Annotated in this window: 12 protein-coding genes; 9 read left to right on the forward strand and 3 right to left on the reverse strand. The window is 58.1% G+C overall.

Features of this window, described 5'->3' with window-relative positions:
* Positions 1-19 precede the first annotated feature (19 nt).
* Together ruvB and RWS31_RS08395 are read left to right on the forward strand one after the other, a co-directional pair.
* Positions 20-1,024 carry a Holliday junction branch migration DNA helicase RuvB gene (gene ruvB / locus RWS31_RS08390; protein WP_399553749.1) on the forward strand — a complete coding sequence of 335 codons (1,005 nt, stop codon included), beginning with the start codon at positions 20-22 and terminating at the stop codon, positions 1,022-1,024.
* Positions 1,021-1,656 carry an epoxyqueuosine reductase QueH gene (locus tag RWS31_RS08395; RefSeq protein ID WP_006192429.1) on the forward strand — a complete coding sequence of 212 codons (636 nt, stop codon included), beginning with the start codon at positions 1,021-1,023 and terminating at the stop codon, positions 1,654-1,656. The genes ruvB and RWS31_RS08395 overlap by 4 nt, the downstream gene beginning before the upstream one ends.
* Positions 1,657-1,801: 145 nt before the next feature.
* Here the strand turns inward: RWS31_RS08395 and RWS31_RS08400 are convergent, their stop codons facing one another.
* From RWS31_RS08400 to murQ, 3 genes are read right to left on the reverse strand one after another with little or no spacing between them, the layout of a single operon-like run.
* Entirely contained in the window at positions 1,802-2,887 is a 1,086-nt protein-coding gene (locus tag RWS31_RS08400; protein ID WP_314597491.1) for a MupG family TIM beta-alpha barrel fold protein, read from the reverse strand.
* 17 nt (positions 2,888-2,904) lie between these two features.
* On the reverse strand, positions 2,905-4,338 hold the full coding sequence (locus tag RWS31_RS08405; protein ID WP_314597493.1) for a PTS transporter subunit EIIC: 1,434 nt from the start codon (positions 4,336-4,338) through the stop codon (positions 2,905-2,907).
* Complete coding sequence (gene murQ / locus RWS31_RS08410) at positions 4,335-5,240, reverse strand: N-acetylmuramic acid 6-phosphate etherase (RefSeq protein ID WP_314597495.1); 906 nt, start codon at positions 5,238-5,240, stop codon at positions 4,335-4,337. Before murQ ends, RWS31_RS08405 begins: the two co-directional genes overlap by 4 nt.
* Positions 5,241-5,595: 355 nt before the next feature.
* Between murQ and RWS31_RS08415 the strand changes: the two genes are divergently transcribed.
* The 7 genes from RWS31_RS08415 to RWS31_RS08445 all read left to right on the forward strand — a co-directional run bounded on the left by RWS31_RS08415 (position 5,596) and on the right by RWS31_RS08445 (position 13,613).
* Positions 5,596-8,214: a heavy metal translocating P-type ATPase gene (locus tag RWS31_RS08415; RefSeq protein WP_314597497.1), complete on the forward strand. Its 2,619-nt coding sequence runs from the start codon at positions 5,596-5,598 to the stop codon at positions 8,212-8,214.
* Positions 8,215-8,416: 202 nt separating this feature from the next.
* Complete coding sequence (gene tnpA, locus RWS31_RS08420; protein ID WP_314597500.1) at positions 8,417-8,878, forward strand: IS200/IS605 family transposase; 462 nt, start codon at positions 8,417-8,419, stop codon at positions 8,876-8,878.
* Positions 8,879-9,179: 301 nt separating this feature from the next.
* A complete protein-coding gene (locus RWS31_RS08425) occupies positions 9,180-10,424 on the forward strand; it encodes a SpoIID/LytB domain-containing protein (RefSeq protein WP_314597502.1) in 1,245 nt (414 codons plus the stop codon).
* Between the two features lie 15 nt (positions 10,425-10,439).
* On the forward strand, positions 10,440-11,501 hold the full coding sequence (queA, locus tag RWS31_RS08430; RefSeq protein WP_314597505.1) for a tRNA preQ1(34) S-adenosylmethionine ribosyltransferase-isomerase QueA: 1,062 nt from the start codon (positions 10,440-10,442) through the stop codon (positions 11,499-11,501).
* A complete protein-coding gene (gene tgt / locus RWS31_RS08435) occupies positions 11,498-12,613 on the forward strand; it encodes a tRNA guanosine(34) transglycosylase Tgt (RefSeq protein WP_314597507.1) in 1,116 nt (371 codons plus the stop codon). The genes queA and tgt overlap by 4 nt, the downstream gene beginning before the upstream one ends.
* A 112-nt stretch (positions 12,614-12,725) precedes the next feature.
* A complete protein-coding gene (gene yajC, locus RWS31_RS08440) occupies positions 12,726-13,022 on the forward strand; it encodes a preprotein translocase subunit YajC (protein ID WP_009645216.1) in 297 nt (98 codons plus the stop codon).
* A 3-nt stretch (positions 13,023-13,025) separates the two neighbouring features.
* The gene (locus RWS31_RS08445; RefSeq protein WP_314597510.1) at positions 13,026-13,613 is read left to right on the forward strand and encodes a 5-formyltetrahydrofolate cyclo-ligase; all 588 of its coding nucleotides are present in this window, start codon (positions 13,026-13,028) and stop codon (positions 13,611-13,613) included.
* Positions 13,614-13,618 lie beyond the last annotated feature (5 nt).

The following is a 13,618-nucleotide window of genomic DNA, read 5'->3' on the forward strand; positions in this document are numbered from 1 at the left end:
GAGGGGCGGCATGGAGGAAATGGAAGGGCGCATCATTGCGCAGGACGAACGGACAGAGGACACGTGGCAGTACAGCCTGCGTCCGCGAAAGCTCGCTGAGTACATTGGGCAGAAGAAGGCAAAGGAAAATCTCAAGGTCTTCGTGCAGGCGGCATTGAATCGCGGCGAGGCGCTCGACCATGTGCTGCTCTATGGGCCGCCCGGCCTCGGCAAGACGACGCTCGCGGGCATCATCGCCAACGAGCTGGGCGTGAACTTCCGCATCACATCGGGGCCTGCCATCGAGCGCTCAGGCGATCTCGCGGCGCTCCTGACGAATCTCGGTGAGCGCGATGTGCTCTTCATTGATGAGATACACAGGCTTTCCAGAAGCGTCGAGGAGGTGCTGTACTCGGCGATGGAGGACTTCGCGCTCGATATCATCATCGGCAAGGGGCCGAGTGCACGCTCCATCCGCCTTGACATCGCGCCATTCACACTGGTCGGCGCGACGACGAAGGCAGGGGCGCTTGCAGCTCCTCTGCGCGATCGCTTCGGCGTGATCTCGCGTTTGGAGTATTACGAGCCGTCCGAACTCATGCATATCATCGAGCGTGCGGCTGAGATCCTGCAGATTTCCATCGAAAGGAGCGGGGCGGAGAAGATCGCACGCCGTTCGCGCGGCACGCCGCGCGTCGCGAACCGCTTGCTGAAGCGCGTGCGCGATTTCGCACAGGTCGAAGGAGCTGCGGCGATCACCGCTGCAATCGCCGACGCGGCTCTCGATCGACTGGAAGTCGACCATATCGGTCTCGACCATACGGATCGCCGCATGCTTTTGACGATGATTCAAAAGTTCGCGGGCGGACCAGTGGGACTCGAAACCTTGGCAGCCGCCATCAGCGAGGAGAGCGACACGATCGAGGATGTCTACGAACCTTATCTCCTGCAGCTCGGCTTCATCAACCGCACGCCGCGCGGCCGCATCGTAACGCACGCCGCCTATGAGCATCTCGGCGTGCCCTATGTGGGGGAAGGAAAATGAGCTTAAAACTTTTGCTCCATATGTGCTGCGGGCCATGCTCATGCTATCCTGTCAAGAAACTTCGACAGGACGGCATTGAGCCTGTCGGATACTTCTTCAATCCCAATATCCACCCGTACAAAGAGTGGGATATGCGTCTGAAGACAGCGAAGGAATTTGCCGCCAAGGTGGAGCTGGAAATACGGACGGACGAAAATTACATGCTGCGCGACTTCTTGCAGCGTGCGCTCTTAGCCGAGCGTCTGCCCAACGGCCGCTGCCGCATGTGCTATACATGGCGTTTGGGAGAGGCGGCGCGCTATGCGAGCGAGAATGGCTTTGAGGCATTTACGAGCACGCTTTTCTACAGCATTCATCAGCAGCATGATCTCATGCGCGAGACAGCGGAGTTCTTTGCTCGCAAATACGACATCGAATTTTATTACGAGGACTTCCGCCCGGGCTGGCAGGAAGGAATCGACATCAGTCACGAGTTGGAACTCTACCGCCAGCCGTACTGCGGCTGCATCTTCAGCGAAGAGGAGCGCTACAGCAAAGCGATCCGCAAGGAAAGGAAGAAGCAGGCAAAAGCGAGGAAGCTGGCGCTGCAGATGCAGGAACAGGAGATAGAGGCAGCTCAAGCCGCAGAATGAAGAAAGTGCTGATAAATTCGCCTCCCATCTTCACACATCGGGATGACTTCATTTTATCAGCGCTTCCTAAAAACTTCCGCCAAAAGCCGAAAGGTTTGGCGGAAGTTTTTTTGATGCAAATATGTACTGGTTTTTGTTCAGCGGGCTATTCATCATCGAGATGAAAGGAGAATTTCTTGCCGGGAATGATGTAGTTGATGAGGAACTGTTCCTCCTCGGGAATGAGCGCCGCGACGTTGACGCGGGCATCGGCGGGCTGCGGGTGCTTGATGATCTGCAGTTCGCCCATGTACCTGCCGTAGTCCTTGTTGTCGAGCGTAATGGCGCCATAGGGGCGCATCTTTTGGTTTTGCGGCAGGATGTCTTTCCCCATCTCCTTGAGCAGGGCGCGGCTCTCCTGCGCACGCACGGCGTCACGCGCCTCGTCGAGCCTTGCGGTGAAGACGTGAGCGAGAAGATCCTCCTGTACGGGTTCGCGCAGTGAAAGCTCGGCGCGCATGGTCACGCAGTTCTCCTTGATGACGGCGAGCGTTTCAAGTTCCCCTTGCGATGGCAGGGAGTCGCCGATGAAGATCGAATCCATGCCGATGGCAGCGAGATGCCGCGCGGCGAGGGAAAGCGGGAAGTCACGGTGCATTTCGAGCGTCGGCAGGCCACAGCGAAGCGGCGAGCGCCGGCGGAAATGACACGGCACGAAAGCGCCGACGGAGATGCCCGCCTTATGAAGCATCGCCGTTTTGCGCACGAGCGTTGCCTCGGCAAGCCCTGTTCCTTCGCGTGGGTAGAAATTGTGCAGCGCGTCGATGTTGTCGAAGTTCGCATTCTCCTGCAGGAGATCCGTGAGGAATTTTCCTGTGATCGTCGAAGCGTTGATCTGGATGCGCATGTTCTGGGTGTTGCGGCTCAGCTCAGCGACGCGGGCAGCGCCGTAACCGTAGTCGATGCGCAGGGTATGGATGCCCATGAATTGGAAGGCTGAGAGAGAGAAGTGGCGCATGCCGAGAAGTTCGAGCGTCTCAGGCGAGATGTCGGAGATGATCTCCATGTCGTGACTGCGGGCCGCCTGCACAATGGCGCTGAATTCCTCCTTGAGGGCGCTGTGATCCGTCTCCGGGATATGCAAGGAGGTGAATATGCGCGTGATGCCAAGTTTGGCGGCAGACTCAATGAGTTGAAGATTTTCTTTTGGGGTGTTGTCAAGGCCGGGATAAATGGAGATTCCTGTCTGCATGGCAATGCCTCCTTTCATTAGTTTGATGGCTCTTCGGGGTCTTGGAAGCCGAGCAGCCAAGTAGCGAGAAAGCCTGCGGCATAAGCGGTCAGTAGACCGATGAGGTAAATGGCGACTTTGTCCGTGACGGCGGCGAGCGGCAGTCCGGAGATGCCCATGGCGGCGGCGCCGACCATGAAGGCTGCCTGCACAGCACCACCAAACGCGCCGCCGATGCAGGCCCCAAGGAAGGGGCGTCCGAGCGGCAGTGTAACACCGTAGATCAACGGCTCGCCGATGCCGAGAACGCCGACGGGAAGAGCCGTCGCCACGGTCTTTTTGAGGAAGGCGCTTTTTGTTCGGCAATAGACGCAGAGCGCTGCGCCGACCTGACCTGCGCCCGCCATGGCGAGCACAGGGAGCAGGATGGTCACGCCGTAGCGTGAGAGAAGCTCCGCATGAATGGGCGTCAATGCCTGATGTACGCCGAGCATGACCATCGGCAGCCACGCCGCGCCAAGCACGAAGCCCGTCAAGGCGCCGCCCTTGTCGATGGCTGCAGTCGCAGCTTGGCCGACCCACTCGGAGAGGACGCCGCCCAAGGGCTGCAGGATGAAGAGGGCGGCAAGGCCTGCAATGAGAAGCACGAGCAGAGGTGTGAGGAAGAGATCGAGCATCTCCGGCACATGGCGGTGCAGCTTCTTTTCTAGCCATGTCGCGAGGGCCGCGACGAGAAGGACGGCGATGATGCCGCCGCGCCCCGGCACGAAGGAGAAACCATCTAAGGAAATGGCGGCGAGTCCCGGATGCGAGAGGATGACGGCGAGCGTGCCGCCAAGCATGGGCGAGCCTCCGAATTCCTTCGCGGCGTTCACGCCGACGAGGATGTTCATGCCGAAGAAGACGGCATTTCCCATGAGCCCGAGAAGTGCGGCATAAGGCGTCGCGGCAAGCGCAGGGAAAGTCTTGAGCGCGATGTTCAAAAGTCCCGTGATGATGCCGCAGGCAATGAAGGCGGGAATCAATGGGATGAAGATGTTGGCGATGCGCTTCAAGAAGAGCTTGACGGGTGTTGCATTCCTCTTCCGTATGGCTTCATGCAGTGCTTTGCCGTCGCCGACAGCAGAGTTTTGCGCCGCCTGACGTACGGACGGCGCATCTGCGGGGTCGCTTCCTGAAGCGGTGTCCGCGGTCGGCATTTCTGTCGTCGCGGCTGCAGCTTCTTGTTCGAGCAATTCCTTGAAGCATTCCGTCACGGAGGCGGCGCGGCCAGGACCGAGGATGATCTGCAGCTCTCTCCCGCTCGTATGCGTGCCCAATACGCCGTCGAGCGCTTGGATCTTTTGCGTGAGGTCGGGCATTTGCTCTTTGAGCTCAAGGCGCAGGCGCGTCATGCAGTTTGCCGCCTTGCAGATATTGGCGGCAGGTCCGACGAGTTGGAGGATTTCCTTTGCAAGCGCTTCGGATTTCATGAAGATCCCCCCTTGAGAGCGCGTCTGATATAGCCGTCGGCGGCATCAAGCTGCCGCTGCGCCTCCTCGGCAGGAAGATTGGCGAGGAGCATGAGGATGGCGAGTTTTGCACTGCCCGAAGCCTTCGCCAGCGCTTCTTCCGCCTCCGCACGGCTTCTTCCCGTCGCTTCGATGACGATGCGCCGCGCCCGTTCTTCAAGCTTGGCATTGGAACTTTTGACATCGACCATGAGGTTGCCGTAGACCTTGCCGAGACGGATCATCGTGCCCGTGGAGAGCATGTTGAGGATGATTTTCTGCGCCGTGCCCGCCTTGAGCCGCGTCGAGCCTGTGATGACCTCGGGGCCGGTGACCGCCGTGATTGCGACATCGGCGAGTGCGGCGATGGGGGAGTCGGGCGTGCAGGCAACGGCGATGGTCGCCGCACCGAGCGAGCGCGCGTAGTCGAGGCCGCCGACGACGTAGGGCGTGCGACCCGAAGCTGCGATGCCGCAGAGCACGTCTAAAGAGCTAAGGCCGCGTTCTCTGAGATCCTCCTGTGCGAGCGTGAGGGAATCTTCCGCTCCCTCCTGTGCACGGAAGACGGCGTTCACACCGCCTGCGATGACGCCCTGTACGAGTTCAGGATTTGTGCCGAAGGTCGGCGGGCATTCGACGGCATCAAGAATGCCAAGCCTGCCTGACGTGCCTGCGCCTAGATAAAAAAGGCGGCCGCCTTTCTTTAGACGAACCGCAATGATTTCCACCGCCCGAGCAATCATGGGCAGGGCGTTTTCCACAGCCTCGAAGACTTTCCTGTCCTCATCATGGATGGTGCGCAGCATGTCGGAAACAGAAAGCTCGTCGATGTGAAGCGTCGCCGCATTGCGCTGCTCCGTCGTGAGCCTGTCAAGATCGATCATGAAGGCAAAGCACCTCGAATTCTTTTTTATCGTTGAGAAGGAATTTAGACTACACGCACAAACATCCGCTTTGCGGATATTGTGCGCTGCCTTTCGTGAAAGTTACCCAATGGGTCTGCGCCTTCGCTTGACTTTTTGGGGCTTCATGGTTAAAGAACCAACCTTCTTCAACTTCTTTATTTTGACATAAAAGACGGAAATCCTCTTTTCTTCACAAAGAATTATCAAAAAAGTTCAATAAATTTTTGATAAGAAGAGGAATGGCCTGCATACATTTGAAACTTGTTCTTGACAAACACTGTATCTCCATATATCCTATTCAAATAGTCATAGGAAGCGAGGAGGTGTTTTTCTTATGACGGAAAATGAAAAGTATCAGATCACGGGCATGTCGTGCGCGGCGTGCAGTGCGCGTGTTGACAAGGCGGTTCGTCATCTGGAAGGCGTGCGGGAAGTGTCCGTGAACCTTCTGACGAATTCGATGCTCGTAAGCTACGATGCGCCTCAGACGTCGGAGACGATCTGCGCCGCCGTCGAGCATGCGGGCTACGGCGCGAGCCTTGCCGCCGGCAAGGGGGCAGGGCGGGCGAAGGATATGCGAGAAGAGCGAGAGGCGCTTGAAGATCATGAGACGCCGAAGATCCTGCGCCGCTTTATCGTGTCGCTCGTGCTCCTCGTGCCGCTTCTCTACGTTTCGATGGGGCACATGCTTCTTGCACTTCCCATTCCGCAGGCGATGGAGAACAATGCGCTCGTCATCGGCCTTTATGAGCTTCTTCTCGCCGTCGCCGTCATGATCGTCAATCAGAAATTCTTCATTAACGGCTTTCGCAATATCTTTTCGGGCGGCGTGAATATGGATACGCTCGTAGCTCTTGGCAGTGCGGCGGGCTTCGTCTACAGTACGGGCAATCTCTTCTCCATGCTTCTTGCAGCGCGTGCTGGCGATTGGCAGAGCATCGCGGCGGGCGGCATGGATTTCTACTTTGAGACGTCCGCGATGATCTTGACGCTCATCACGGTGGGCAAGTGGCTGGAAAGCCGCAGCAAGGGCAAGACGACGAATGCCATCAAGGGGCTCATGGATCTTGCACCCAAGACGGCGCGACTCGTGAAGGACGGCGAGGAGGTCGTCGTTGCCGCGTCGGAGGTCGCCGTCGGCGACGTCTTCCTCGTACTGCCGGGCGAGAGTTTCCCCGTCGACGGCAAGGTGCTCGAAGGTGAGAGCGCCGTCAACGAGGCGGCGCTGACGGGCGAAAGCCTGCCTGTGGACAAGGCGCCGGGCAGTCTCGTGAGCGCCGCCACGATCAATCAGAACGGCGCTTTGACCTGCGAAGCGCGGCGCGTTGGCGAGGACACGACGCTGCAGCAGATCATCGAGATGGTGCAGAATGCCGCCGCTTCAAAGGCGGAGATCTCGAAGCTCGCCGACAAGGTGTCGGGCGTATTCGTTCCTGTCGTCATTGTTTTGGCTCTTGCTACGGGCGCTTTTTGGCTGCTTCTGGGCGAGACGGCAAGCTTCGCTCTCGCGCGTGCCGTCAGCGTGCTCGTCATCAGCTGCCCATGCGCCCTGGGGCTTGCAACGCCCGTCGCCATCATGGTCGGCAGCGGCAAGGGAGCGAAGAACGGCATTCTCTTCAAGACGGCGGCTGCTCTGGAGGCGACGGGCAAGGTGGACTTCGTTGTGCTCGACAAGACGGGCACGATCACGGAGGGTAAGCCTCGCGTGACGGAGCTCGTGGCTGCTGCGGGTGTAGGGGAAGAAGAGCTTCTTTGCGTGGCGGCCGCCTTGGAGGCGCAGAGTGAACATCCGCTTGCCGTTGCTGTCCGACGCGAGGCAGAAGAGCGCGGCAGTTCTTTCTCGAAGGTGCAGGATTTCCAGGCACTGCCTGGGCATGGCGTCACGGGCACGGCGGAGTTTTCAGGTGAACGTCGAGCGGTGATCGGCGGCAGCATGGCGCTGATGAAGGAAAAAGGGCTTCTGACAGCGGACATTAAGGCGGCGGCGGAAAAGCTCGCGTCGGAGGGAAAGACGCCGCTTTTCTTCGCCGCTGCGGATCGCTTGCTCGGCATCATCGCCGTTGCTGACGCCTTGAAGCCAGACAGCCGCGAGGCGATCGAGGAACTTCTGCGCATGGGCGTGCAGCCCGTCATGCTGACGGGAGACAACCGCCGTACGGCGAACGCGGTCGGCGTGAAGCTCGGCCTTTCTGCCATCGTCGCTGACGTTTTGCCCGACGGCAAGGAAGAGGTCGTGCGCCGTCTGCAGGAGGGCGGCAGGACGATCATGGTAGGAGACGGTATCAATGACGCGCCCGCTTTAACGCGTGCCGATGTCGGCATCGCCATCGGTGCGGGCGCTGACATTGCCATGGATGCTGCCGACGTCGTCCTTATGAAGTCGTCACTCAGGGATGTCGTCGCGGCCATCCGCCTTTCGCGGCAGGTCATCCGCAACATCAAGGAAAATCTCTTCTGGGCGTTTTTCTACAATGTCATCGGCATACCGCTCGCGGCAGGCCTTTGGTTGCCCGTGTTCGGCATCGTATTGAGTCCGATGTTCGGCGCGGCGGCGATGAGCCTTTCGAGTTTCTGTGTCGTGATGAATGCCTTGCGGCTGAACTTTTTTGATGTTTATGACGATAGGAAAGACAAGCGCAAGGTTCTGCGTGAACTGCCCAGCTTCCTTTTGCAGAAGGAAGCAGAGGCGGGAGCGGAAGAAGCTGCACAAATGCAGGCAGATGAAAAATTGGAGGCAAGTGTAATGAAAAAGACGATTTCTATCGAAGGTATGATGTGCGGCCACTGCGTCGCCCATGTGACGAAGGCTTTGGAAGGTATGAACGGCGTGGAAAAGGCGGAAGTCAGCCTGGAAAACAAGAATGCCGTCGTCACCCTGAGTGCTGACGTTTCGGACAAGGCTCTTTCGGCGACGATCGTCGATGCAGGCTACGAAGTCGTCGGTATCAGCTGATTGATCATTCGTGCGTGTGCGCCTCCTCTAGGATATAGGGGAGGCGCGTTTGTTATGGGTCGTGACCCAGTGTCGCATGCAAAGCATGCGACACAGTAAACCACCCGCTATGCGGGTGGAAGACAAATGGTTATACCAAAAACACCTTTCCGGGTAGTATACTAAGGTTGTTCAAGCCAGTATACAGAAAGGAAAGGTGCTTATGGCACGGAAAGCTAATAGTTTATCGCATACAAAGTGGCTGTGCAAGTATCACATCGTGTTTACGCCTAAATACCGTAGGAAAATCATCTACAATCAGTATAAAGAGAGCATCCGTGACATTTTAAGGCAACTTTGTGCATATAAAGGTGTAGAGATTTTGGAAGGACACTTGATGCCCGACCATGTGCATATGTTGGTAAGCATTCCGCCGAAACTTAGTGTATCACAATTTATGGGATATCTCAAAGGGAAAAGTGCGTTAATGATATTTGATAAACACGCCAATTTGAAATACAAATTTGGCAATCGGCACTTTTGGGCAGAAGGATACTATGTGAGTACGGTTGGCTTAAATGAAGCAACCATTCGCAAGTATATCCAAGAGCAAGAAAGGCATGATATTGCGATGGATAAGTTGAGTGTGAAGGAATACGAAGACCCTTTTAAGGGTAGCAAGTAGTACAAACGCCCTTTTAAGGGCGGTGACGAGTCAAGAGCAATCTGGCTTGAACGTAGTGAAAACCAGCGTCTTTAGACGCTGGCTGGTAACTACCCCTTATAGGGGCGAGCAAACCACCAGTTTGACGGGTGGTCATGATTCACTGTCCGTATTTTGGGGTGCAGTCCAACACATCTGGGCGACCTCATTTTATCAGCGCTTCCTTCCCGGTGGCGCGGTGCGCTTCTCTGTGATATACTATAGGAATCGTTGCATTTATCCGTGCTTCCTATCGTGCAGGGAAGGGAAAGGGGCGTTGGTCTTGTCAGAAAGGCGAAGCGGCATGTGGTGCGGCGCAATTCTTTTCTTTCTGTGCGGCTTGTTCTTCTGCTGCTCCCATACGGCGTCGGCGGGCCGCGTGATCGACTTTCAAGGCGCGGGGAAGGCGCAGAGGGAGGCGGCGTCCAAAGAGGTGAAGCAGGAGAAAGCGCACGCATCTTCGCAGGAGATTCGCGTGGGGCTGCTCCTCGGGCAGAAGAGCGTACTCATCTCGTCGGATGCCGGATTTTCCATCGTCGAGGACGGAAGCGGCAAGGTGCTGACGACGATCGCGCCGAATGCCGCCATCAAGCTGGAGGGCGGCGGAGCGGAAATCTTTCTCGATGGCAAGAGAATGTCGAGCGCATCCCTGCACCTTGTGCCGCAGCGTGCCGAGGGCATCTTTCAAATCGGCGCTGGGCATTATCGCGGCAGTTTTTTCGTGCGCGTCGAGAGCAAGGGACTTGACCTCATCGAGCAGCTTCCTCTTGACGACTATGTGAACGGCGTGCTCGCTGAGGAGATGCCCGCTTCTTGGCACATGGAAGCCTTGAAGGCGCAGGCAGTGGCGGCGCGAACCTATGCCCTTCGCAGCAAGGGACGCCATCGGTCGGAAGGTTACGACGTCTGCGCGACGACGCACTGCCAAGTCTACGGCGGCGTCGATGCGGAGACCCCCGCGACGCGTGCGGCGGTTGCGCAGACGGCGAATCAGGTGCTTCTTTACGCGGGAAAGCCGGCGGAAACGCTGTTTCACAGTGATTCGGGCGGCATGACGGAAAGCTGCGAGGCGCTTTGGGGCGCGGGTGTGCCGTATCTCGTGCCTGTCAAGGAGGATGTGCAAAGGACAAGCCCGTGGCAGGTGATCTTGTCGGAAGCGGATTTCCTCAGGAAGCTCGCTGCCGCCGGCAAGGATGTGGGAAGTCTGAAGAAGATCGGGCTTTCCCCGCTCGTCATCGGCAGGGGCGACGCCTACCGCACGCCTTCGGGACGCGTTTCGCGCATGACGATCGAAGGCTCGAAACGAATTGTGGAGCTGACGGGAAGCGAGATGCGCTCCCTCTTTGGACTCAAAAGCACGCTCTTCGACGTGAAGCGGGAAAAGGGACAGATCGTGATCGCCGGTTTCGGCAGCGGTCATGGCCTGGGACTGTCACAGCATGGCGCAGAGAGGCTTGCGGGCCGCATGAAGTATGACGCCATTCTGGCACATTATTATCCGGGAACGAAGTTGGAGGTTCAGCCGTGAGGGGAAGCGGAAAATATGCTGCTCAAGGACTTTGATTATGAACTGCCGGAGGAACGGATCGCGCAGAAGCCGATCGAGCCGCGCAACGCATCGCGGCTCATGGTGCTCGACCCGGCGGCGAAGACGATAGAGCACCGTCATTTCTACGACTTGGGCGAGTTCCTCGCGCCCGGCGACGCCTTGATTCTGAACGATACGCGCGTCCTTCCCGCACGTCTCTATGGCAGGCGCGAGCCGACGGGCGCGCATATCGAGGTGTTTTTGCTGCGCCGCCTCGACAAGGATTCGTGGGAGACCTTGGTGCGCCCCGGCAAGAAGGCGCAGGTTGGACAGGTCATCCGCTTTTCCGACGAGCTTTGCGCTGAGGTCATGGCGCATACGGATTTCGGCGGGCGCATCGTGAAGTTTCGCTATGAAGGCGTATTCGAGGAAATCCTCGATCGCTTGGGCGAAACGCCTCTGCCTCCCTACATCCATGAGAGATTGGAGGACAAGGAGCGCTACCAGACGGTCTACTGCCGCGAGGAAGGTTCGGCGGCTGCGCCGACGGCGGGTCTGCACTTCACGAAGGAGCAGCTTGCCGAACTCAAGGCGCAGGGCGTCCATATCGGCTTCGTCACGCTCCACGTCGGACTCGGCACGTTCCGCCCCGTGAACGTGGAAAAGATCGAAGAGCACAAGATGCACAGCGAGTATTACCAACTGCCCGAGGAGACGGCGGAGCTGATTCGCCGCACGAAGGCGGAGGGCGGCCGCGTCATCGCCGTCGGCACGACGTCGATCCGCACGTTGGAATCGGCGGCCGAGGCGCAAGGCGTCATTTCGGCGAAGAGCGGCTGGACGGACATCTTCATCTATCCGGGCTATCGCTTCAAGATCGTCGATGCCCTTGTGACGAACTTTCATCTGCCGAAGTCGACGCTGCTCATGCTCATCAGCGCTTTCGCGGGGCGTAAGTTCGTACTGCACGCCTACGAGGAAGCTGTGCGCGAAAAGTATCGCTTCTTCTCGTTCGGCGATGCGATGTTTTTGACATGCCGCGCTGAAGGCAGCAAGAAAGAGGAGGCGACTCTTTGACAGCCATTACCTATGAATTGATAAAGAAGGATGAGGCGACGGGAGCGCGCGCCGGCATTCTGCACACGCCGCACGGCAGTTTTCCGACGCCGATCTTCATGCCCGTGGGCACGCAGGCGTCCGTCAAGGGCGTCTCGCCTGACGAACTCAAGGATCTTGGGGCGGGCGTGATTCTATCCAATACGTATCACCTTTTCTTGCGACCGGGCATGGATCTCGTGCGCGAGGCGGGCGGACTTCATCGCTTCATGAACTGGGACGGCGCAATCCTGACGGATAGCGGCGGCTTCCAGGTATTCAGTCTCGGCGACTTGCGAAAGATCACCGAAGACGGAGTGACCTTCCGCTCGCACATCGACGGCTCGAAGAAATTCCTTTCGCCCGAAGTTTCGATGGAGGTGCAGATGGCGCTCGGCTCGGACATCGTCATGGCGTTCGACGAGTGCGTGCCTTATCCCGCCGACTACGAATATGCGAAGACTTCGACGGAGCGCACGACGCGCTGGGCCAAGCGCTGCAAAGATGCGATGACGAGCGAGAGTCAAGGGCTCTTCGGCATCGTGCAGGGCGGCATGTATAAGGATTTGCGCGAAAAGAGCGTGGCCGATCTCGCAGAGCTTGATTTTCCCGGCTATGCCGTCGGAGGTCTGAGTGTCGGCGAGCCGAAGGAACTCATGTACGAGATGCTCGGACTCACCGTGCATCTTCTGCCCGAAGACAAGCCGCGCTATCTGATGGGCGTCGGCACGCCCGATTATCTCCTCGAAGGCGTCATGTACGGCATCGACATGTTTGACTGCGTATTTCCGACGCGCGTAGCACGAAACGGCATGGCGATGACGTATGAAGGCCGGCTCGTGATGAAGAATGCCGCTTACACGCGCGATTTTTCCGTCCTCGAAGAGGGCTGCGGCTGCTACGCCTGCCGAAACGGCTACACGCGCGCCTACATCCGACATCTCGTTCGTGCTGAGGAAATCTTCGGCCTGCGCCTTCTGACGCTGCATAATCTTTATTTCCTGCAAGCGTTTATGCGCGAGATGCGCGAGGCGATTCTCGCCGATGCGTTCAGCGATTTTCGCGCAAAATTTCTTGCGCGTTATCAGAGGTAAGGAATTTTCCCCGCAATAAAGGGAAACGGCGAAATGCGTCGAAAGAAATGAACTGTGAGGTTTTTGAGGAAGCGCTGAATCTGTCAGTGATTCCTTGACTAGGAGGAATACCATGGATGCAAATATGATGAATGCCCTTTATACATACGGCCCTTTGATCTTCATGGTGCTCGTCATCTACTTTTTGATCATCCGGCCGCAGCGCAAGGAGCAGAAGCGCCGCAAGGAGATGCTCGACGGACTCAGGCGCGGCAATCGCGTCGTGACGATCGGCGGCATTTACGGCACGCTGACCGAGGTGCACGATACGATGGTCAAGATGAAGATCGCCGAGCATGTGGAGATCGAGGTGTCGCGTGCGTCCATCCATGCGAATGTCACGGATGGCGGGGCGCAGGAGAAATCCTGACGCATGACATCCGAGGAGCTTTTACAGGCGAAAAAGCGCCTGCGGCAAGAGGCCTTGAAGCGGCGCGGCAGCCTTTCAGAGCAGACGAACCGAGTGTTCAGCGAGGCCATAGAAGCGAGACTGATGTCGCTCGACGTCTGCCGCGAGGCCGGGACCGTCTTCGCCTTCGCTGCGATGGCGGACGAGGTGCAGCTCTACAGCTTCATGGAAAAGGCGCTGGCCGAAGGAAAGCGCGTTGCCGTGCCGCTTATCGTTGGCAAGGGCGTGATGGAAGCGGTGCGCGTGCGGGCGCTTTCCGACCTCGTGCCGGGAGTGTTTGACATCCCGACCGTGCGTGAAGAGCGGCGCGAGATCGTCGATCCAAAGAGCCTTGACTGCGTGCTCGTGCCTGGCGCGGCATTTTCGCGCGACGGGGCGCGGCTCGGCCTTGGCGCGGGCTTCTATGATCGCTTCTTGGGCGAGAAGGCGCCGCAGGCGCAGCGAATCGCCGTGGCATTTTCTTGTCAGATCATGGACGAGGTTCCCCGAGAGGCGCATGACGTCATGATGCACGCGATTGTTACGGAGAACGAAACTATACTTTGCAGGTGAGAAGC

Origin of the sequence: uncultured Selenomonas sp. (assembly GCF_963528755.1) — a bacterium.
GTDB lineage: Bacteria > Bacillota > Negativicutes > Selenomonadales > Selenomonadaceae > Selenomonas.